Origin of the sequence: Cupriavidus taiwanensis (assembly GCF_900249755.1) — a bacterium.
Classification (GTDB): domain Bacteria; phylum Pseudomonadota; class Gammaproteobacteria; order Burkholderiales; family Burkholderiaceae; genus Cupriavidus; species Cupriavidus taiwanensis_D.
This window is the reverse complement of record NZ_LT976853.1, coordinates 509124-529605: the sequence shown is the minus strand read 5'-3', so window position 1 is coordinate 529605 and position 20482 is coordinate 509124. Positions and strand designations below refer to the sequence as shown.

At 68.8% G+C, this 20482-nt stretch carries 18 protein-coding genes and 1 tRNA gene; 7 read left to right on the top strand and 12 right to left on the bottom strand.

The features are described from left to right. Window positions 1-60: 60 nt before the first annotated feature. Window positions 61-1392, bottom strand: a complete 1332-nt coding sequence (locus CBM2594_RS02420; RefSeq protein WP_116355447.1) for an aspartate aminotransferase family protein — start codon at window positions 1390-1392, stop codon at window positions 61-63. Between the two features lie 337 nt (window positions 1393-1729). On the opposite strand from CBM2594_RS02420, the gene CBM2594_RS02415 reads away from it, so the two are divergent. Both CBM2594_RS02415 and dmeF read left to right on the top strand, forming a co-directional pair. Next, window positions 1730-3190, top strand: a complete 1461-nt coding sequence (locus CBM2594_RS02415; RefSeq protein WP_116355446.1) for an aminotransferase-like domain-containing protein — start codon at window positions 1730-1732, stop codon at window positions 3188-3190. A gap of 472 nt (window positions 3191-3662) precedes the next feature. After that, a complete protein-coding gene (gene dmeF / locus CBM2594_RS02410; RefSeq protein ID WP_116355445.1) occupies window positions 3663-4646 on the top strand; it encodes a CDF family Co(II)/Ni(II) efflux transporter DmeF in 984 nt (327 codons plus the stop codon). 36 nt (window positions 4647-4682) lie between these two features. Here dmeF and CBM2594_RS02405 read toward each other — a convergent pair whose 3' ends face one another. The 4 genes from CBM2594_RS02405 to CBM2594_RS02390 form a co-directional block, all read right to left on the bottom strand. Then, window positions 4683-5126 carry a GNAT family N-acetyltransferase gene (locus tag CBM2594_RS02405; protein ID WP_116355444.1) on the bottom strand — a complete coding sequence of 148 codons (444 nt, stop codon included), beginning with the start codon at window positions 5124-5126 and terminating at the stop codon, window positions 4683-4685. A 328-nt stretch (window positions 5127-5454) separates the two neighbouring features. Further along, window positions 5455-5529, bottom strand: a tRNA-Cys gene (locus CBM2594_RS02400). Between the two features lie 94 nt (window positions 5530-5623). Beyond that, window positions 5624-6103: a bacterioferritin gene (gene bfr / locus CBM2594_RS02395; protein WP_116355443.1), complete on the bottom strand. Its 480-nt coding sequence runs from the start codon at window positions 6101-6103 to the stop codon at window positions 5624-5626. 306 nt (window positions 6104-6409) lie between these two features. Continuing rightward, a complete protein-coding gene (locus tag CBM2594_RS02390; protein WP_116355442.1) occupies window positions 6410-7402 on the bottom strand; it encodes a Bug family tripartite tricarboxylate transporter substrate binding protein in 993 nt (330 codons plus the stop codon). 105 nt (window positions 7403-7507) lie between these two features. Here CBM2594_RS02390 and CBM2594_RS02385 point away from each other — a divergent pair, with 105 nt between their 5' ends. Then, entirely contained in the window at window positions 7508-8455 is a 948-nt protein-coding gene (locus CBM2594_RS02385; RefSeq protein ID WP_116355441.1) for a LysR family transcriptional regulator, read from the top strand. A 21-nt stretch (window positions 8456-8476) separates the two neighbouring features. Here the strand turns inward: CBM2594_RS02385 and CBM2594_RS02380 are convergent, their stop codons facing one another. Beyond that, window positions 8477-9787, bottom strand: a complete 1311-nt coding sequence (locus CBM2594_RS02380; RefSeq protein ID WP_116355440.1) for an MFS transporter — start codon at window positions 9785-9787, stop codon at window positions 8477-8479. Window positions 9788-10108: 321 nt separating this feature from the next. On the opposite strand from CBM2594_RS02380, the gene CBM2594_RS02375 reads away from it, so the two are divergent. Next, the gene (locus tag CBM2594_RS02375; protein ID WP_116355439.1) at window positions 10109-10744 is read left to right on the top strand and encodes a TetR/AcrR family transcriptional regulator; all 636 of its coding nucleotides are present in this window, start codon (window positions 10109-10111) and stop codon (window positions 10742-10744) included. A gap of 86 nt (window positions 10745-10830) precedes the next feature. Here CBM2594_RS02375 and glmS read toward each other — a convergent pair whose 3' ends face one another. Together glmS and glmU are read right to left on the bottom strand one after the other, a co-directional pair. Next, the gene (glmS, locus tag CBM2594_RS02370) at window positions 10831-12669 is read right to left on the bottom strand and encodes a glutamine--fructose-6-phosphate transaminase (isomerizing) (RefSeq protein WP_116355438.1); all 1839 of its coding nucleotides are present in this window, start codon (window positions 12667-12669) and stop codon (window positions 10831-10833) included. 90 nt (window positions 12670-12759) lie between these two features. Next, window positions 12760-14124, bottom strand: a complete 1365-nt coding sequence (glmU, locus tag CBM2594_RS02365; protein WP_116355437.1) for a bifunctional UDP-N-acetylglucosamine diphosphorylase/glucosamine-1-phosphate N-acetyltransferase GlmU — start codon at window positions 14122-14124, stop codon at window positions 12760-12762. 275 nt (window positions 14125-14399) lie between these two features. Between glmU and CBM2594_RS02360 the strand changes: the two genes are divergently transcribed. After that, a complete protein-coding gene (locus CBM2594_RS02360) occupies window positions 14400-15266 on the top strand; it encodes a DUF6279 family lipoprotein (RefSeq protein WP_232346544.1) in 867 nt (288 codons plus the stop codon). 84 nt (window positions 15267-15350) lie between these two features. Here the strand turns inward: CBM2594_RS02360 and ttcA are convergent, their stop codons facing one another. The 3 genes from ttcA to CBM2594_RS02345 all read right to left on the bottom strand — a co-directional run bounded on the left by ttcA (window position 15351) and on the right by CBM2594_RS02345 (window position 17720). Beyond that, window positions 15351-16292, bottom strand: a complete 942-nt coding sequence (ttcA, locus tag CBM2594_RS02355; protein WP_116355435.1) for a tRNA 2-thiocytidine(32) synthetase TtcA — start codon at window positions 16290-16292, stop codon at window positions 15351-15353. A 109-nt stretch (window positions 16293-16401) separates the two neighbouring features. Then, window positions 16402-16803, bottom strand: a complete 402-nt coding sequence (locus tag CBM2594_RS02350) for a dihydroneopterin aldolase (RefSeq protein WP_011614433.1) — start codon at window positions 16801-16803, stop codon at window positions 16402-16404. A gap of 86 nt (window positions 16804-16889) precedes the next feature. Then, on the bottom strand, window positions 16890-17720 hold the full coding sequence (locus CBM2594_RS02345; protein WP_116355434.1) for an SDR family oxidoreductase: 831 nt from the start codon (window positions 17718-17720) through the stop codon (window positions 16890-16892). A gap of 15 nt (window positions 17721-17735) precedes the next feature. Between CBM2594_RS02345 and CBM2594_RS02340 the strand changes: the two genes are divergently transcribed. After that, a complete protein-coding gene (locus CBM2594_RS02340; RefSeq protein ID WP_116355433.1) occupies window positions 17736-18947 on the top strand; it encodes a class I SAM-dependent methyltransferase in 1212 nt (403 codons plus the stop codon). 16 nt (window positions 18948-18963) lie between these two features. Continuing rightward, complete coding sequence (locus CBM2594_RS02335; RefSeq protein WP_012351539.1) at window positions 18964-19158, top strand: DUF2905 domain-containing protein; 195 nt, start codon at window positions 18964-18966, stop codon at window positions 19156-19158. 28 nt (window positions 19159-19186) lie between these two features. Here the strand turns inward: CBM2594_RS02335 and CBM2594_RS02330 are convergent, their stop codons facing one another. Continuing rightward, entirely contained in the window at window positions 19187-20434 is a 1248-nt protein-coding gene (locus CBM2594_RS02330) for a multifunctional CCA addition/repair protein (protein ID WP_116355432.1), read from the bottom strand. Window positions 20435-20482: the final 48 nt, after the last annotated feature.

Genomic DNA, 20482 nt, shown 5'->3' with positions numbered 1-20482 from the left:
CGTGCAATCAGGGAGGCCGGGCCCGCGGGCCCGGCGGCAAGGCGATGCGGCGAGGGCCGCTTACTTGATGTCCTGCAGCGCCTTTTTCACGGTATCGAACAGCTCGCCGATCTGCGCCTCCGAAATGATCAGCGGCGGCGAGAACGCCAGGATGTCGCCGGTGTAGCGCACCAGCACGCCCAGCTCCAGGCACTTGAGGAAGGCCTCGTAGGCGCGCGCGCCCGGCTGGCCCGGACGCGGCTCCAGTTCGATGCCCGCCACCAGCCCGTAGTTGCGGATGTCCTTCACGTGCGGCGCGCCGCGTACGCCGTGCACCGCGGCCTCGAATACCGGCGCCAGCTCGGCGGCGCGGCCGAACAGGTTTTCGCGCTGGTACAGGTCCAGCGTGGCGATCGCCGCGGCCGCGGCAACGGGGTGGCCGGAGTAGGTGTAGCCGTGCAGCAGCTCGATCGTTCCGGGCGCAGCCGAGTTGACCACCGCGTCATGCACTTCGCGGCGCACCGCGACGGCGCCCATCGGCACCGCGGCGTTGTTGATCGCCTTGGCCATGGTGATCAGGTCCGGCGTCACGTTGAAGCGCTCGGCCGCGGTCGCCGCGCCCAGGCGGCCGAAGGCGGTGATGACTTCGTCGAAGATCAGCAGGATGCCGTGCTTGCTGGTGATTTCGCGCAGCTTTTCCAGGTAGCCGACCGGCGGCACCAGCACGCCGGCGGAGCCCGCCAGCGGCTCGACGATGACCGCGGCGACGTTGGCCGGGTCATGCAGCGCGAGGATGCGCTCGAGCTCGTCGGCAAGATGCGCGCCCCATTGCGGCTGGCCCTTGGAGAAAGCCGTCTCGGCCAGGTTCAGCGTCGCCGGCAGGTGGTCGGTGCCCGGCATCAGGTTGGCCGAGAAGGCCTTGCGGTTGGGGCCGATGCCGCCCACCGCCATTCCGCCGAAGCCGACGCCGTGGTAGCCGCGCTCGCGGCCGATAAAGCGCGTGCGCTGGCCTTCGCCGCGCGCGCGGTGATACGCCAGCGCGATCTTCAGCGCGGTATCGACCGACTCCGAGCCCGAGTTGGTGAAGAAGATGCGGTCCAGCCCGTGCGGCATGATCGCCGCCAGCTTGGTGGCGGCCTCGAACGACAGCGGATGGCCCATCTGGAACGGCGGCGCGTAGTCCAGCGTGGCCGCCTGGCGTGCCACCGCCTCGGCGATCTCCTTGCGGCAGTGACCGGCCGCCACGCACCACAGGCCGGCGCAACCGTCCAGGATCTGGCGGCCGTCGTGGGTGGTGTAGTACATGCCGCTGGCCGACGCCAGCAGGCGCGGCGCCGCCTTGTACTGGCGGTTGGCGGTGAAGGGCATCCACAGGGCATCGAGATCGGGAATCACGGTCTTGGCGGCGTCCATACGTCCTCCTGGAGGGAAAGCGGGTCGGTTGGCGGGTCGGATTGCGGCCGCGCGCTGGCGGACAGCGGCGGCAATGAGAGCCACTCTACCGGCGGCGACTGGCCGACAAAATATACAGTCCGGACAACCATGCCTTACCGTACAGTTTGATCACGCCGAACCGTACAGGCAAGCGACGCAGCGGCACCGATCCCAGGCGATTCCGTGGCGCGGGGCCTCCACCGCGGCATGCCATCCCACGCTGCACTGCGGCAATGTTCGCGTGGCGGAGAGCCATGCCCCGCGAGCGCCCCCGCTGCCGCTAAACTGTACAGGTCCACGCCCGCCCGAGTGCCTGATGCTGACCCTGAACCTGACCCGCAGCCGCCGCGACGGCGACACCCTGACCGAGCAGATCGTCGCCGGCATCGCCGCGCTGGTGGAACAGCGCGCGCTGCGCGCCGGCGCGGCGCTGCCGTCGGTGCGGCGCTTTGCCCAGCACCACCATGTCAGCACCTTCACCGTGGCCGAGGCCTACGGGCGCCTGACCGCGCTCGGCTACCTGGCCGCGCGGCCCGGCTCCGGCTACACCGTGGCGCACCGCCACGCCCCGGCCGGTCATGCACGCGCGCCGCAGTGGGAAGCGCCGGGACTGAACGCGGCCTGGCTGCTGTCGGACGTGTTTGCCGACCACTCGGTGCCGATCAAGGCTGGCGCCGGCTGGCTGCCGGGCGACTGGCTCAACGAGGAAGGCCTGCACCAGGCCATGCGCGCCGCGGCCCGCGTGCCGGCGGCGCAGTTGTCCGGCTACGGCCATCCGTATGGCTTTGCGCCGCTGCGCGAGCATATTGCCGCAGGCCTGGGCCAGTACGGCATTCCGCTGCAGGCGCAGCAGGTGGTGCTGACCCAGGGCGCGACGCAGGCACTGGACCTGGTGGTGCGCACGCTGCTGCGCGCCGGCGATACCGTGCTGGTGGAATCGCCCTGCTACTGCAACCTGCTGCAGATCCTGCGGCTGGCCGGGCTGCGCGTGGTGGGGGTGCCGCGCACGGCGGCGGGGCTGGACACCGACGCGCTCGAGGATGCGCTGCGCACCCACGCCCCGCGCGCGCTGTTCATCAACACCGTGCTGCAGAACCCGACCGGCGCCAGCCTGACCAGCATGAACGCCTTCCGCGTGCTGCAGCTGGCCGAGCAGCACCGGCTGCTGGTGGTCGAGGACGATATCTACCGCGAACTGGCGCCGGCCGGCTCGCCGATGCTGGCGGCGATGGACGGGCTGTCGCAGGTGGTCTATGTCAACGGCTTTTCCAAGACCATCACGCCGTCGCTGCGGGTGGGCTACCTGGCGGCCAGCCCGGAGCTGGCCAAGGCCTTCGCGCGCACCAAGATGGCGGTCGGCCTGACCTCATCGGAGGTGACCGAGCGGCTGGTGTATTCGGTGCTGACCAGCGGCCACTACGGCCGCCATGTGGCGGCGTTGTCGGAGCGGCTGCGTGCGCAGCAGGACCGCGTCACGGAAAAGATGGAAGCGCACGGGCTTGAGGTGCTGCTGCGCCCGGAAGGGGGGATGTTCGCGTGGGCGCGCCTGAACGAATCGGTGCAGGCGCAGTGGGTGGCCAGCCGCCGTGGCGGTCCGCTGCTCGGCAACCGGCTTGCCACGCTGGCATTGGAGCATGGCATCTGGCTGGCGCCGGGTTCGTATTTCGAGCCCGGCGAAACCGACTCGCCGTGGATCCGCTTCAACGTGGCCACCGGCGATGCGCCGCAGTTGTGGCAGTTCTTCGACAGCCTGGCGCAGGCGCAACAGGCAGCTTGAGGTGGCGGGAGGCGGAGTGAGGTGGAGTGAGGTGGAGTGAGGTGGAGTGAGGTGGAGGCGGTCCAGGCTCAGCCCACGGCGCGGTCGGCGCTCAGCTCCAGAGACGCTCGACCAGCCAGCCCGCGGTGGCGCAAACGCCGATCCAGGCGGCAAGACAGGTGGCAATAAAGCGATAGCTCATCGTGGTACGGTCAACAAAGAGATGACGGGGACGTGAATTTTTCGCCGAATCATACATCCATTCATGAATGTATGTATGCGAAAGATAAGATTCCTTACGACTATCGCGGACCTCTTGTTGCGCATAACGCACACTTTGGCGATGGCGCCCCCCTTCCTGACGTCACCCGAATGCGCCCCTGCTGCCGTCGCGGGATGCCGCGGCAGGCGCAATGGTCTCTGCTACCCTTGGGCCTGCCGGCCTCGTGCCAGGCGATTCCCCAGGATTTCAAGCGCAACGCGCGTATTCCCCATGCATACCCAAGACCTGTCCGCCTGGACCCACAGCCACGCCTTCGACGCCGGCAACCGCGCCGCCGAACGCGGCACGCGCCTGGTCATGGTGATCACCGCCATCACCATGGTGGCGGAGATCGCCGCGGGGCTCTGGTTCAACTCGATGGCGCTGCTCGCCGATGGCTGGCACATGAGCTCGCACGCGCTGGCGATCGGCCTGTCCGCCTTTGCCTATGCCGCGGCCCGGCGCTACGCCGGTGACTGGCGCTTTGCCTTCGGCACCTGGAAGATCGAAGTGCTGGCCGGCTTTGCCAGCGCGGTATTCCTGCTCGGCATTGCCGCGCTGATGGCGGCGGGATCGGTCGAGCGGCTGTTCGCGCCGCAGGCCATCCACTATCGCGAGGCGATGGGCGTGACCGCGCTGGGGCTGCTGGTCAACCTCGGCTGCGCGCTGATCCTGGGCGGCCATGCGCATGGCCACGACCATGGTCATGACCACGGCCATCATCACGGGCACGGGCACGGGCACGACCATCACCACCACCACGACCTGAACCTGCGCGCCGCCTATGTGCACGTGCTGGCCGATGCCGCCACCTCGGTGCTGGCGATCGTTGCGCTGGCTGGCGGCTGGTGGCTGGGCTGGTCGTGGCTCGACCCCGTGATGGGGCTGGTGGGCGCGGTGCTGGTCGGCCGCTGGGCCATCGGCCTGATGCGCCAGAGCGGCACCGTGCTGCTGGACCGCGAGATGGACCACCCGGTGGTGGATGAAGTGCGCGAGGTGCTGGCCGGCCTCGATCACGGCAACGAAAGCGACGAAGGCACCCGCGTGTCGGACCTGCATGTGTGGCGCGTGGGCCGGCAGCACTTTGCCTGCATCGTCTGCCTGGTCACGCATGATGCCGCGCTGACGCCGCAGCGCGTGCGCGAGGCGCTGTCAGTGCACGAGGAATTGGTGCACGTGACGGTGGAGATCAGCCGCTGCGACGGCGTCCACTGAGGCGGGCGCGCAAGCTCGCCATCGGTCTGCAGGGAATCAGCTCAGCTCGCACCACATGCACAGCGGCGGCGTGTCGGCGGCGCGGAGGAATTCGCTCGATGACATGACCTCGGGTGGCAGCTTGGCGGCGGGCACCAGCGTAAAGCCGTAGCGCGCGAAATAGCTTGGGCAGCTCGAGGCCAGCAGCACCGCGCGCCGCGCGCCGTTGGCGCGTGCGCGCATCAGCGCGGCCCGCACCACGTGGGTGGCCACGCCCTGGTCGCGGTGTTCGGGCAGCACCGCCACGGAACGGATCACCACGGTCTCGCCGCAGCGCTCGCCGGCGGCGCAGCCGATGATCTGCGCGCCCAGGATGGCGACGTGGAAATGCTCGAGCAGGCGCGGCACGCCGTCCACCGACAGCCCGCATCGTTCCAGCACCTCTCCCACGGCGGGAGCATCCGTCGGCACGGCCGCGCGGATGCGCAGGTCTTTCATCATCTGGAGCCTCTCTCTTTCACACTGCCTCGCGACGGGAAACGCCATGGAAGCCCGGACATGGCGGTGCCGCCATCTGGCGGCACGGGTTGCACACAGGCCGGCGGGCCTGTCGGGCAACATTACCTGATTCGGTGTCGTTGATCTATTGGGGATAAATAGGTGTCCGGAAATCGCTGCGGCATACCGGTCAGGGTGCGCGCGGCACAGCCGGACGCGGTCATGGCGCAGGCCGATGACACGCGTGTGAATGAGAGGGAATAAGAGGCAAGCGCGGCGATCACGCGCGAGTGCGCCGGGGCGCCGGGCGCGATGCGCCCGGGCAGGAAACTGGAGGCGGGGATCCGGAATCGAACCGTCGTACACGGCTTTGCAGGCCGTTGCATAACCACTCTGCCACCCCGCCGCTGACATCGCGCCGGAGCGGCGCGACGTGCTGCGGGCCGCAGTGTAGCGGGAAATGGAAATCTTTGCAGGAGACCGCGCAGCGCAGCGCCGGCTTAGTCCTCCAGTTCGCCCATGGCGGACTGGATGTAGTTCTGCACCCCGACCTTGCGCACCAGCTCCAGCTGCGCCTCGAGCCAGTCGATATGTTCTTCGGTGTCTTCGAGAATATCGACCACCAGCTGGCGCGAGACATAATCGCCGACCGATTCGAAATACTTGATCGCGTCCTTGCAGCTGGCCTGCGATACCAGCTCCAGCTTCAGGTCGCAGCCGAGCATCTCTTCGGTGTTCTCGCCGACCAGCAGCTTGTCGAGGTCCTGCAGGTTGGGCAAGCCATCGAGCAGCAAGATCCGTTCGATCAGCTTGTCGGCGTGCTTCATTTCCTCGATCGATTCCTCGTACTCGTGCTTGCCCAGCGCGCGCAGTCCCCAGTGCCGATACATGCGGGCATGCAGGAAATACTGGTTGATCGCGGTCAGCTCATGCCGCAGCTGCGTGTTCAGCAACTGGATTACCTTTTTGTCGCTCTTCATGGCAGCCCCCAATGTCCCTCGACCGGGACATACGATGTCGCGTTTGCATGACCACAGCAACGCCACGGCGACTCATCCGCCGTGACTTCATGGTAGTGCCGCGCAAGCGGACATCAAAGCCATCAGGGCCCGCGCGGCGTCGCTTTTGCCGCATGGATTCGTATTTTTCCGCCTGCTTGCGGATGCGAATACCAATGGTTTTTATTCGACTTTCAAAAGCGCCCTGCACGGCATCGTGACAATAAAAAACGGGCGCCGCGGTAATTTGCCGCGGCGCCCGCCATGGGCTTTTGCCACCGGTGAAGTTCAGTCCAGCTTCGCGCCCGAATCCGCCACCAGCGTCTTCAGCACCGGCCAGTCGCGCGCGTAGAGCGCCTGCGCCTCGGCCGGCGAACTGCCGACCGTGCGCAATCCCAGCGTGACCATGCGCTCCTGCATCTCGGGGGTCTGCAGGATGGCGCGCACCTCGGCTTCCAGCCTGGCCAGGATCGGTGCCGGCACGCCTACCGGCGCCACCAGGCCGATCCAGCCGACGGTCTTGAAGGCGCTGTCCGGCAGGCCGGCCTCGGCGAAGGTGGGCATGTCGGGCATCGCGCTGCTGCGCTGGGTGCCGGTCACCGCCAGCGCCTTGAGCTTGCCGCTCTGGATGTAGGGCTTGGCGGTCAGGATGCTGGCGAAGCCGAACTGCACCTGCCCGCCGAGCAGGTCCTGCAGCATCGGCGCTTCGCCCTTGTAGGGCACGTGCGTGGCCTGGCCGTGCACCAGCTTGCTGTAGTAGGCGCCGCTCAGGTGCGACAGCGAACCCACGCCCCACGAGGCATAGCTCAGCTTGCCCGGCCGGCTGCGCGCATAGTCGCCCAGCTCGCGCACGGTGCGCGCCGGCACCGACGGATGGGTCACCAGCACCAGCTGCGCGTCGGCCAGCACGCTGATCATGCTCAGGTCCTTGCGCGGGTCGTAAGGCAGCTTCTGGAACAGGAACTGGTTGGTCAGCACCGACTGGGTCAGCGTCATCAGCAGCGTGTAGCCATCCGGCGCGGCCTTGGCCACGGCATCGGTGCCGATGATGCCGGACGCGCCGGCCTTGTTGTCGACCACCACCGGCTGGCCCAGCCGCTTGCTCAGCTTTTCGCCCATGGCGCGGGCAATGGTGTCGGTGCCGCCGCCGGCCACATAGGGCACGACGATGCGGATCGGCTTGGCGGGATAGGCCTGCGCCGCGGCAGGCAGGGCCATGCCGAGCGAAAGCCCGGCGGCCACGCCGCCGGTGGCCAGCGTCAGCCATGCGCGTCGGTTCATGTTGTCTCCAGTTCGGGTTTTGGTTTTGGAGGACAACCTTAGTGGGCTTGAGAACTTACGTCCAATGCAATATTTTTCAGTTTTCGATGCGCAAATAGTGAATTCATGGGCTTGAGGCAACTGCATCACTTCGTCACGCTGGTCGAACAGGGCAGCTTTGCGCGCGCCGCCGCCGCGCTGCACCTGTCGCAGCCGGCGCTGACGCGCAGCATCCAGGCGCTCGAAGCCGACCTGGGCACGCTGGTCGACCGCAGCTACGGCAAGGTGCGTCCCACCGCCGCCGGCACGCTGGCGCTGGCGCGCGCGCGCCGCATGCTGCGCGAGCAGCGCGAGCTGCGGCGCGACCTGCAATTGCTGGAAGACGTGGAGATCGGCACCCTGCGCGCCGGCTTCGGGCCGTTTGCGGCCTCGTTCCTGCTGGACCCCGTGCTGGAGGCGCTGGTGCGCCGCTACCCGCGGCTGCGCATCGACCTGGAGACCGCCGACACCCCGGCCATGCGGCGTTCACTCGAAGCCGAGCAGCTCGACATCTTCGTCGGCGAAAGCCGCAGCCTGGCGGACCAGGCGCACCTGCAGATCGAGCGGCTGCCGGCAATGGAAACAGCTTTCTTCGTGCGCGCCGGGCATCCGCTGACGCGGCAGCGCAAGGTCACGCTGGCCGACCTGCGCGCCTACCCGGTGGCCGGCACCCGGCTGCCGCCGCATATCGTGCGCTTCTTCCGCCAGGCCCTGCACGAGGCCAGCGGCGGCAGCGGCCCGCTGCCCGACGATGAGCCGGGCCTGATGACCGTCACCTGCAACGACATGCACGCGCTGCGCACGCTGCTGCTGGCGGTCGATGCCGTCGCGCTGGTCCCCGTGGCGATGATGGCCGATGCCTGCGCGCAGCGCCTGGCCGTGGCCCTGCCGATGCACCCGCCCACCGCGCTGAAGGCGCAATACGGGATCGTGACGCTGGCCGGGCACACGCCATCGCCGGCCATGCGCGTGTTCGCGGCGCTGGTGCATGAAGCGGTGGCGCAAGCCGGCGCCGATGCCGGGCCGGCGCCGTAGGCCCGGCGTGACAGGTGGCGATCAGCCTGCCGCCACCGCGGGCTGTCCGGCCTGGACGTCCGCTGGCAGCCGCGCGGCCAGGCGCTGGCGCGAGCGCTCCGGGTTGACCACGCACAGCCCGGCCAGTGCCGCCACCACCATGATCGCGCCGCACAGCGCCAGCCCCAGTTCAAAGCCGCGCGCGCCGGGCGTGTTCTGCACCAGCACCCCCGTCACCAGCGGCGCCAGCACGCCCGCGACCGACGACACCGAGGCGTCGATCGCCAGCACCGCGCCGCGCTGCCCTGCCGGCACCACCTCGGCCAGCATCGCCGGGCCGAGCGAATAGATCGCCGGCGCGCACACGCAGGCCAGCACCAGCAGCGCCACGCGCATGGCCGGCGTGGTGCCCGGCCACAGCAGCATCAGGAAGAAGCCGCCCGCCAGCAGCAGCATGCCGGCCGAGACCCGGCCGCGCGCCACCCGCGACGACACCCCGCGCGCGAGCAGCCGTTCCGAGAACCAGGCGATGGCGATCGTCAGCGGCAGGTTGGTGCCGACGATCAGCGCGAACAGCTTGCCGCTGACGGCATGGTCGAAGCCCAGCCCGCTTTGCAGGTAAGCCGGGATCCAGGTCAGGCACAGCGCCAGGCCCCAGTACGCCGCCAGCCGCAAGGCAAAGCAGCCCAGCACCGTGGGATCGCCCAGCAGTACGCGATACGGCAGCCGCTGCGGCGCGCCGGTGCCCGCGGCTCCGTGCCCGGCCGGGCGTTCATCCAGCGTGCCTTCGCGCCCGAGCGCGAGCCACGCCACCGCCCACACCACGCCCAGCACTGCAAGCAGGTAGAAGTTGGTACGCCAGCCCCAGTGCGCGGCCACGGCCGGGATCAGCAGCCCCGCCAGCACGATGCCGATGCCCGCGCCCTGCGTCAGCACCGCCACCGGCAGGTTGCGCCGGTTGTTCGGAAACCACTTGTAGCAGGCGTGGATCGCCACCGGCGCGGCCGGTCCTTCCATAAAGCCCAGCAGCACGCGCGCCACGATCAGCACCGCCAGGCTCGACGACAGCGCGATCGGGATCTGGCACAGCGACCACGCCAGCGCCATCAGCACCAGCAGCCGCGAGGTCGGCGTGCGGTTGGCGAGGAAGCCGCCGAGCACGCCCGACACCGCGAACAGCCAGAAGAAGCTGCTGCCGACCAGCCCGAACTGCGCCGGCGTCAGCCCCAGTTCGTCCATCATCGGCGCGGCCAGCAGGCCCACCACCATCTTGTCCATGGCGTTGACCACCAGGAAGAAGAACAGCAGCACTGCGGTCAGCCACGCGCGACGGGGTTGGTAGGTCGGATTCATGCGTGTCTCCTGTAAGGATGCGATGCCGCCGCGGCGGGCATCGACGGTGCGCCTTCCGTGATGCGCCGGCCCGCGGTCGCCGCGGCCGATATGGCCGGACAGGCGGGCACCGACCTTGCGAATCTGGAGCTCGTCCGAGCCGGAGGGGGCGTCGCTGTGTGCATCGGTCTGCGGGCAGTCCCGCATGGCTGCGGTACCGCTTAATTGATAATCTTAATTATGTTTTGGCCGAGTATGGTGGCCTGATACAGTTCATGACATCGGTAAAAACACGGACAAAAGAGGCTCGCGGAAGCACTTCCGCGACCGATCGGGGTCGTCATGAAAGAAAATCTGATCGCGCTGGAAGGCCATGCCGGCTATGCCGTGCCGCGCTATTCGCGCGGGCTGCGCACCACGCACCAGTTGCTGGAAGCCGGCCGGCGGCTGCTGCGCGAACGCACGCTGGAACAGGTCTCGATCCAGGAAATCTGCGCCCGCGCGGGCGTGACCACCGGCGCGTTCTATAGCCGCTTCGAGGGCAAGGACAGCTATTTCAGGGCGCTGCAGGCGCTGGCGCTGGCCGCGCTGCGCGAGGCCATGGCGGCGCGCCTGGCCCGGCTCGACCACGCGCCCACCACGCTGGAAGACGCGGTGCGCACGCTGGCGCGCGACAGCCGCATCTGGGCCTGCCGCAACGAAGGCGTGCTGCGCGCCTCGCTGGTGGTGCGGGCCACCACCGGTGAAGATCCGATCCGGCAGCTCAACCGCCAGTACATGGCGGACCTGGCCCCGCGCCTGGCGCGGCTGCACCCGGCCGGCGCGTCGCCGGAACTGGAATTGCGCATCCGCTTCGCCCACCAGGCACTGGCCGGCACGCTGCTGTATGCGCTGATCAACCGCGAAAGCATTTTCGCGCTGTCGGACCGGCGGCTGGACCAGGAAATGGCGCGGGCATTCCTGCTGTCGGTCGCGTAGCGGCGGCGCGGCCGCGTCCCAATGCAAAGAGGCCCCGCAGGGCCTCTTTGCAGCTGGCAGCCGGCATCGCGCCGGCCTCGCTCAACTTACTCCACCGTCACCGACTTCGCCAGGTTGCGCGGCTTGTCGACGTCGGTCCCCCGCGCGCAGGCGGTGTGATAGGCCAGCAGCTGCAGCGGCACCACGTGCAGGATCGGCGAGAGGTCGCCGTAGTGCTCGGGCATGCGGATCACCTGGATGCCGTCGGACGACTGGATCTGCGTATCGCTGTCGGCAAACACGTACAGGCGGCCGCCGCGGGCGCGCACTTCCTGGATGTTGGACTTGAGCTTTTCCAGCAGCGCGTCGTTGGGCGCGACCGTGACCACCGGCATGGCTTCGGTGACCAGCGCCAGCGGGCCGTGCTTGAGCTCGCCGGCCGGGTAGGCCTCGGCGTGGATATACGAGATTTCCTTGAGCTTGAGCGCCCCTTCCAGCGCGATCGGGTAATGCAGGCCGCGGCCGAGGAACAGCGCGTTCTCGCGGCGGGCAAAGTCTTCGGACCAGGCGATGATCTGCGGCTCCAGCGCCAGCACGCCGTGCAGCGCGGCCGGCAGGTGGCGCAGGTTGGTCAGCGCCTGGGCCTCGGCCTCGTCGGTCAAGAGGCCGCGGGTCTTGGCCAGCGACAGCGTCAGCATGTACAGCGCGGCCAACTGCGTGGTGAAGGCCTTGGTCGAGGCCACGCCGATCTCGGTGCCGGCGCGGGTCAGGAAGCGCAGTTCGGTCTCGCGCACCATGGCGCTGGTGGCGACGTTGCAGACCGCCAGCGTATGGACGTGGCCGAGCGCGCGCGCATGGCGCAGCGCGGCCATGGTGTCGGCGGTCTCGCCCGATTGCGAGATCACCACCACCAGCGCGCGCGGATTGGGCACGGTGTCGCGGTAGCGGTATTCGCTGGCGACTTCGACCTGGGTCGGGATCTTGGCGATGCTTTCGAGCCAGTACTTGGCGGTGCAGCCGGAATAGTAGCTGGTGCCGCAGGCCAGGATCAGCACGCTGTCGATGCCGGCGAAGACTTCGGCGGCGTTGGCGCCGAACAGGTCCGGCGACAGGCCTTCGACACCCTCGAGGGTGTCGCCCAGCGCGCGCGGCTGCTCGAAGATTTCCTTCTGCATGAAGTGGCGGTACGGGCCCAGGTCCACCGACGCGGCATGGGCTTCGACCACGCGCGCCTCGCGCTCGACCGGGTGGTCGCCGGCGTCGTGGATGGTCACGCCGTCCAGCGTGATCTCGACCACATCGCCCTCTTCCAGGTAGATGATGCGGTTGGCGGTGCCGGCCACGGCGAGCGCGTCGGACGCCAGGAACGATTCGTTCTCGCCCAGCGCCACCACCAGCGGCGAGCCGGCGCGCGCGCCGACCACGCGGCCCGGCTGGTCCTTGGCGAACACCGCGATGGCGTAGGCGCCGTGCAGGCGCTTGGTGACCGCGCGCACCGAGGCGAACAGGTCGCCGCGCGTGGCGCTGCTGGGGTAGCTGTAGGCCTGGTGGATCAGGTGCGCGACCACCTCGGTATCGGTCTGCGACTCGAAGCCGTAGCCGACCGCGCGCAGTTCTTCGCGCAGCGGCTCGTAGTTCTCGATGATGCCGTTGTGCACCAGCGCGATGGTTTCGCCGGACAGGTGCGGGTGGGCGTTGACGGTGTCGGGCTTGCCGTGCGTGGCCCAGCGCGTATGCGCCACGCCGGTGAAGCCGGACAGGCCCGACGCCTGCGTCTGCGCGTCGAGGTCGGCGACGCGCGACACGGTGCGCGCGCGCTCGACCGCATCGTCGCGCACGACGGCGACGCCGCACGAGTCATAGCCGCGATATTCCAGGCGGCGCAGCCCTTCGATCAGGACCGGAACGATATTGCGCGTGGAAACCGCGCCGACGATGCCACACATGCTGAACCCCCGTTTGCTGGCGCCTGCCGTCTGGCCACTGGCGCCGGTATGAATCCGGTGGCGCCGCCTGGTGCAGGCGGCGCGCGATGCTTACTGCTTCGGCTGCTTGACCGGACGCTGCCAGGCGTCGATGGTCAGCTGCTTGGCCCGCGACAGCGTCAGCTTGTCGGCCGGGGCCTCCTTGGTGAGCGTGGTGCCGGCGCCGAGCGTGGCGCCGCGGCGCACCGTTACCGGGGCCACCAGTTGCGTGTCGGAGCCGATGAAGACATCGTCCTCGATCACGGTGCGGTGCTTGTTCACCCCGTCATAGTTGCAGGTGATGGTACCCGCGCCAATATTGACGCGCGAGCCCACCGTGGCGTCGCCCACATAAGCCAGGTGGTTGGCCTTGCTGTGTGCCGCCACCTGTGCATTCTTGACCTCGACGAAGTTGCCGATATGCACGTCCTCGCCCAGCTCGGTGCCGGGACGCAGGCGCGCGTAGGGGCCGATGCGGCCCGCGGGCCCCACCCTGGCTTCGTCGATATGGCAGAACGGATGCACCTGCGCGCCGGCGCCGACGGTGCTGTTGCGGATCACGCAATGGGCGCCGATGCGCACGCCGTCTTCCAGGTGCACGCGGCCCTCGAACACGCAGCCCACGTCGATGGTGACATCGCGCCCGCAGGTGAGCTCGCCGCGCACGTCGATGCGGGCCGGGTCCAGCAGTGTGACGCCGGCTTCCAGCAGGCGCCGGGCCAGGTTGCCCTGGTGGATGCGTTCGACCTCGGCCAGCTGCAGCTTGCTGTTGACGCCCAGCGTCTCCCACAGCGCCGCCGGCTGCGCCGACACCGTCTCGACGCCGTCGGCGACGGCGCGCTCGACGGTATCGGTCAGGTAATACTCGCCCTGGGCGTTGTCGTTGCGCAGCGTCGACAACCACTTGCGCAGGTGGCCGGTCGGGCACACGATGATGCCGGTGTTGATTTCGCGGATGGCTTTTTCGGCCTCGGTCGCGTCCTTTTGCTCGACGATACGGACGATGCTGCCCGCGGCGTCGCGCACGATGCGGCCATAGCCGGTGGGGTCGGGCATTTCCACGGTGAGCACGCCCAGGCGCTGCGCGCCGGCCTCGGCCACCAGGGCCTGCAGCGTTGCCGCGCTGGTGAGCGGGACGTCACCGTAGAGAACCAACGTAGGCTGGTTATCGTCCAACAAGGGAAGTGCCTGCATCACCGCATGGCCCGTGCCCAGTTGCTGGGCCTGCTCGGCGAAGGCGACATCGTCGGCGGCCACCGCCTCGCGCACGCGCGCGGCGCCGTGGCCGACCACGACCACCAGCCGGGACGGCGACAGCGCACGGGCCGTATCCAGGACATGCGCGAGCATGGGCCGCCCGGCTACCGGGTGCAGCACCTTGGGCAAATCGGAATACATCCGCTTGCCCATGCCCGCGGCGAGAATGACGATATTCACAAGGAGACCCCTAAGTGAGTGTGTCCGAAAATATTCTGGAAAACGCCGGCCGGGTATTTGGCCCGAGGTTGGGTCCGGTGTTTGGCAAACTGTGCCGCCGGGGCTCGCGCAAGCTGGTTAAAAGGCCTGCGCAGCTTCCCGCAAACCCTTGCCAGGACTCGGCTGGCCGGCATCAGGGTAGCCCGGCTCCAATGCGCGCCGATTTTAACATGGCGGTTTCTGCGCAACGGACCGTGGTTTCCGAATTTCACAATTGCTGGGCCCGGCGTATTTTGATGATTCTCGGCGCCGCGGCCCTGTGCGCGTGCAGCGCGATGAAGCTGGGTTACCAGCAGGGCGACCGGCTGGCGTACTGGTGGATCGACAATTATGTCGACGTTACCACGGCCCAGGAGCCGCTGACGCGCGAGGCCATCGCGCGCTTTTTTGCCTGGCATCGCAAGGCGCAGCTGCCGGAAATCGCCAACCTGCTGCAGGAGGCCAAGGCCGACGTGCGCCAGCCGGTCACCCCGGCGATGGTCGCGCACTTCCAGGACGCCTCGCAGGAACTGGCGCGCCGCTCCTTCGAGCAGGCCATGCCCGACATGGCCGACCTGCTGCTGACGCTCACACCCGACCAGATCGCGCGCATGGAAAAGAAGTTTGCCGAGGGCAACGCCAAGTACCGCAAGAAATTCCTCAACGCGGACCCGGCCGAGCGCGAGGAAGCGCGCTTCGACAAGGTGATGGAATACGCCCGGCTGATCTACGGCGGCTTCTCTCCCGATCAGGAGAAGGCGATCCGCGTCAAGGTGGGGCCGGTGGTGCAGAACGCCGAGTCGCGCTATGCCGAGCGCGTCGCGCGCCAGCAGGAATGGATCAAGATGGTGCGCTACGTGCAGGCCACGCAGCCGCCCAAGGCGCAGGTGATGGACCTGCTGCGCCGCTTCCGCGAATACTGGCAGAACCCGCCGGCCCGGCACGCGGCCAGCCATGAAGCCGGCAATAACGCCGGCATCGCGCTGACCGTGGCCATCGCCAATATGACCACGCCGCAACAGAAGGCGCACGCGCAGGACCGCTTCCAGAAGTGGATCGACGACACGCATGCGCTGATGCGCGAGAAGGCCAATCCGCCGGTGCAGTCGGCGGCGGCGAACTAGGGAGACCGAAGACCGATTGTGTGCGCCCTCTCCCGCGGGCGGGAGAGGGGAGCAAACCGCCGGCAAGGTTGCGCTGTCGGCAGCTTACTGTGTGCCGGCCTGCTGCGCCGGTGCCGCGGCAGCCGCCGGCGCACGCTCGAAGCGCACGAACTCCATCCGGTTCTCTTCCACACTGCCGGCGAACATCAGCGGCTGCTGCTGGAACGTGGTTTCACCGAACAGCGAGGCCTCGTCCACCTTGGCCAGGCCGGTGGCCAGCCCGGTGAACGGGAACAGCTCGGTATCGGCCAGGTGCGACGGCACCACGTTGCGCAGCGCCGAGAAGATATTATCGATGCGGCCCGGGTTCTGCCGCTCCCACTCCTGCAGCATCTCGCTGACCTTCTTGCGCTGCAGGTTTTCCTGCGAGCCGCACAGGTTGCACGGGATGATCGGGAATTCCATCGCGCGCGCATACGATGCGATGTCCTTCTCCGAGCAGTACGCCAGCGGGCGGATCACGATATGCGCGCCGTCGTCGGTGGCCAGCTTGGGCGGCATCGCCTTCATCTTGCCGCCGAAGAACATGTTCAGGAAGAAGGTGTTGACGATGTCGTCGCGGTGGTGGCCCAGCGCGATCTTGTTGGCGCCCAGCTCCTTGGCGGTGCGGTAGATCACGCCGCGGCGCAGGCGCGAGCACAGCGAGCAGGTGGTCTTGCCCTCGGGCACCTTCTCCTTGACGATCGAGTAGGTGTCCGCCTCGACGATTACATATTCCACGCCGACCGACTTCAGGTATTGCGGCAGGATATGTTCGGGGAAGCCGGGCTGCTTCTGGTCCAGGTTCATCGCGATCAGCTTGAACTTGATCGGCGCGCGCTTCTGCAGCGCCATCAGGACCGACAGCATGGTGTACGAGTCCTTGCCGCCACTCATGCAGACCAGCACGGTGTCGCCGTCCTCGATCATGCCGAAGTCGCCGATGGCCTTGCCGGTTTGCGATTGCAGCCTCGTCTCGAGGCGGTAGAAGTTGTTCGAGTGGCTCATGGAGCATCCTGTTGCGTGGCGCCCGCCGGATGGAATGGCCGGCGCGGCGCGAAGGGGCAACATTTTACGTCAGGCGCCCGCAAGCTGCAGGCGCGCAGGCACTGGCGGCTCAGGCCTGCTTGATGTGGAATACCTCGACGCCGACCGAATCGCAATCCGGGTAGACATCGGGCTTCTCGGTCGAGACACGCACGGCGCGCACCTTGGGGTGCTTCAGCATGGCGCGGGCCACGTCGTCGCACAGCGTTTCCTGCAGGTGCACGTGGCCCTGCGCCATGCGCTCGGCCACGGTGTTGCGCATGAAATCGTAGTCGACCACTTCGTCGAGCTTGTCGGCCTGCGGGGTGCTCTGCGCCAGCGGCACGAACAGGTCGATATTGATCAGCACGCGCTGTTCGCCCTTCTTCTCGAATTCGTGCACGCCGATATTGATCTGCACTTCGTAGTTGCGCAGGAACATGCGTCGGCAGTCTTGCAGGCTGGGGTGGGAAAGGGCGGCGAGCATGGTCATGAGCGGGCTGCTGAGGGGAAAAAGGAAGCCGCGCCCGGCGGGCGCGGCACATCAGGCACTACGGTATTCGGTTGCTGGCTTCCAGCTTACTCGGTCAGGAACATCACGTCGCGCGCCAGCGGCATCAGGTGCTGGCCGCCGTCGACATACAGCGTGGTGCCGGTCACGGCGCGCGCCTGCGCCAGGTAGGCCACCGCCTGGGCGATGTCCTCGGGCGTGGACGACTGGCCCAGCGGCGTCACGCGGTGCGCGCGGCGGAAGCTCTGCTCGGACTGCTCGCCCGACACCAGCGTGATGCCGGGAGCCACGCCCACCACGCGCAGGCGCGGCGCCAGCGCCTGCGCCAGCTGCACCGTGGCGGTCTGCAGCGCGGCCTTGGACAGCGTGTACGACAGGAAGTCCGGGTTCAGGTTGTCGAGCTTCTGGTCGAGCAGGTTGATCACCACGCCGCGCGGCTCGGCGGCCTTGTCGTTGCCGGCAGCGGCCGCCAGGGCCTTGTGCAGCTCGCGCGCCAGCAGCAGCGGCGCGGCCACGTTGGTGCGCATATGCGTATCCAGCGACGCATACGAGAAGCTGGTCGCCACGTCGTACTGGAACAGCGAGGCATTGTTGACCAGGCAGGTGGGCACGCCCAGCGCGGCGGTGCAGTCGGCTACCAGGCGGCTGGTGGCAGCCTCGTCAGCGAGGTCGGCGCGCAGCACCGCGGCGCGGCGGCCGAGCGCGCGGATCTGCGTGGCCAGCGCTTCGGCCTCGTCGACCGAGCGATGGCAGTGCACGGCCACGTCCCAGCCCTGCGCCGCCAGTTCCAGCGCGATGGCGCGGCCCAGGCGGCGCGCGCCGCCGGTCACGAGCGCCACGCCGCGGGCCGCGGCTGGCTGGGTACCGGTCTGGCCGGCGGAAATCTTGGAGGCGGGCATTGCTACAATCGCAGGATGCAGAAAGCCGCTAGTTTACCCCTTCCCCCCGCCGACGCGCAGGCCGCCTCCGATACCCTTACGGCCCGTATTGGCGAATCGATCGATGCGGCCGGCGGCTGGATCGGCTTCGACCGCTACATGGCGCTGGCGCTGTACGCGCCCGGCCTGGGCTACTACAGCGGCGGCTCGGCCAAGTTCGGGCGCGATGCCCGCGACGGCAGCGACTTCATCACCGCACCGGAACTGAGCCCCTTCTTCGCGCGCACGCTGGCGCGCCAGTTCGCGCCGCTGCTGGCGCAGGGGCTGCCGCGCCTGCTGGAATTCGGCGCCGGCACCGGCCGGCTCGCGGCGGACCTGCTGCTGGGGCTGGAGCAGGAAGGCCAGTTGCCGGACACCTACGCCATCGTCGAACTGTCGGGCGAACTGCGCGCGCGCCAGCAGGACACGCTGGCCCGGCGCGCACCGCATCTTGCCGAGCGCGTTACCTGGCTCGATACCTTGCCGGCCGCCTTCGAAGGCGTGATCGTCGGCAATGAAGTGCTGGATGCGATGCCGGTGCAGCTGTATGCGCGCAGCGGCGGCAGCTGGCATGAGCGCGGCGTGGCGCGCGCCACGGTGCAAGCCGACCGCGGCGCATCCGCCTTCCGCTTCGAAGACCGCCCGCTGGCCGATGCCGACGTGCCCGAGGCGCTGCGCGCCATCCCCGGCGACCACGACCTGGTCACCGAGACCCATGCCGAGGCCGAGGGCTTCACGCGCGCGGTCGGCTCGATGCTGGCGCGCGGCGCGGCCTTTTTCATCGACTACGGCTTCCCCGCCGCCGAGTACTACCACCCGCAGCGCGCCGGCGGCACGCTGATGTGCCACTACCGCCATCATGCGCACCCGGACCCGTTCCTGTACCCCGGCCTGCAGGACATCACCGCGCACGTCAACTTCAGCGGCATCGCGCATGCCGCGGTGGAGGCGGGGCTGACCGTGGCGGGCTTTGCCTCGCAGGCGCGCTTCCTGATGAACGCCGGCATCACCGACCTGCTGATGACGCTGGACCCGTCCGACGCGCGCACGTTCCTGCCGCAGGCCAATGCGGTGCAGAAGCTGTTGTCCGAAGCCGAGATGGGCGAGCTGTTCAAGGTGATCGCGCTGACGCGCGGGCTGGAGCGCGGCCTGGATGACAGCGAGCCGCTGACCGGCTTTGCGTGCGGCGACCGCTGCCACGCCCTGTAACGGCACCGGAGCCGCCATGCTGCGCTGGACCCTGACCATCTTCCTGAGCGTGATCATCCTGTCCGCGGCGCTGCCGTGGCTGCAGAAGGTCGGGCTGGGCCGGTTGCCCGGCGACGTGCGCTTCCGCGTGTTCGGGCGCGAGTTCGTGCTGCCGTTCGCGTCGACGATCCTGATCTCGCTGATCGCGCTGGTGATCGGCAAGCTGCTGTAGCGGCTTCGACGGGGCAGCCGGCACGGGCTTACTCGCCCGGCTGGGTCCCCAGGCGCTGCGCCACCGCCGCCACCCGCGCGGCATGGACGCGGTCCTTGATCTGCGCCACGTTGTCCGCGCACGCGCGCGCGATGGCCCCCGCATCGACCGACGCCGCGGCGTCGCGCGCCGCCAGCAGGCGCGCGGCCTGCGGGTAGTCGCTGTGCTCGAAGCCCTTGCGCCCGCGCTTGTCGGCCTCGCAGGCCTGCAGCGCCTGGGCGAAGCGCGCGGGCTTGCGCAGCGCATCGCAGCGCTCCAGCAGCCGCACCACCGCGGCGGCGCCGAACTCCAGCGAGCGGTGGATATTGCCGTGCTCGCGCGCCACCACCACCGCCAGGTCGCGGCAATCGTTGGGCACGCGCAGCCGCGCGCAGACCGCTTCGAGCAGCCTGACGCTGCGCAGCTCGTGGCCGAGATGGCGCGGCAGCACGTCTTCGGGCGTGGTGCCCTTGCCCAGGTCATGCACCAGCGCGGCAAAGCGCACCGGCAGCGGCGCGCCCAGCGCGGCGGCGCAGTCGATCACCATCATCACGTGCACGCCGGTATCGACCTCGGGATGGAAGTCGGCGCGCTGCGGCACGCCCCACAGCCGCTCCAGCTCGGGCAGCAGGCGCGCCAGCGCGCCGCACTCGCGCAGCACCTCGAACATGCGCGATGGCCGCGCCTCCATCAGCCCGCGCGCCAGTTCCTGCCACACGCGCTCGGGCACCAGCGCATCGACCTCGCCCGCGGCGACCATCTCGCGCATCAGGCGCATGGTCTCGGCGGCGACGCTGAAGTCGTGGAAGCGCGCGGCAAAGCGCGCCAGCCGCAGGATGCGCACCGGGTCTTCGGCAAAGGCGTCGGAGACATGGCGGAACAGGCGCGCGGCCAGGTCGCGCTGGCCGCCGTGCGGATCGATCACGGGGCCGGTCAGGTTGCCATCCGCATCGACCGCGCGCGCCATCGCGTTGATGGTCAGGTCGCGCCGGACCAGGTCGTCCTCGAGCGTGACATCGGGCTCGCAGTAGAACGCGAAGCCCTTGTATCCCATCGCGGTCTTGCGCTCGGTGCGGGCCAGCGCGTACTCCTCCTGCGTGCGCGGATGCAGGAACACCGGGAAATCCTTGCCGACCGGGCGATAGCCGGTGGCTTCCATCTCGGCCGGGGTCGCGCCGACGACCACGTAGTCGCGGTCCTGGCTGGGCTTGCCCAGCAGTTCGTCGCGGATCGCGCCGCCGACGGCATACACCTGCATGGTTGTGGCCTCGTCAGGCGCCGGCACGGCTTGCAGGCCCGGTGCCGG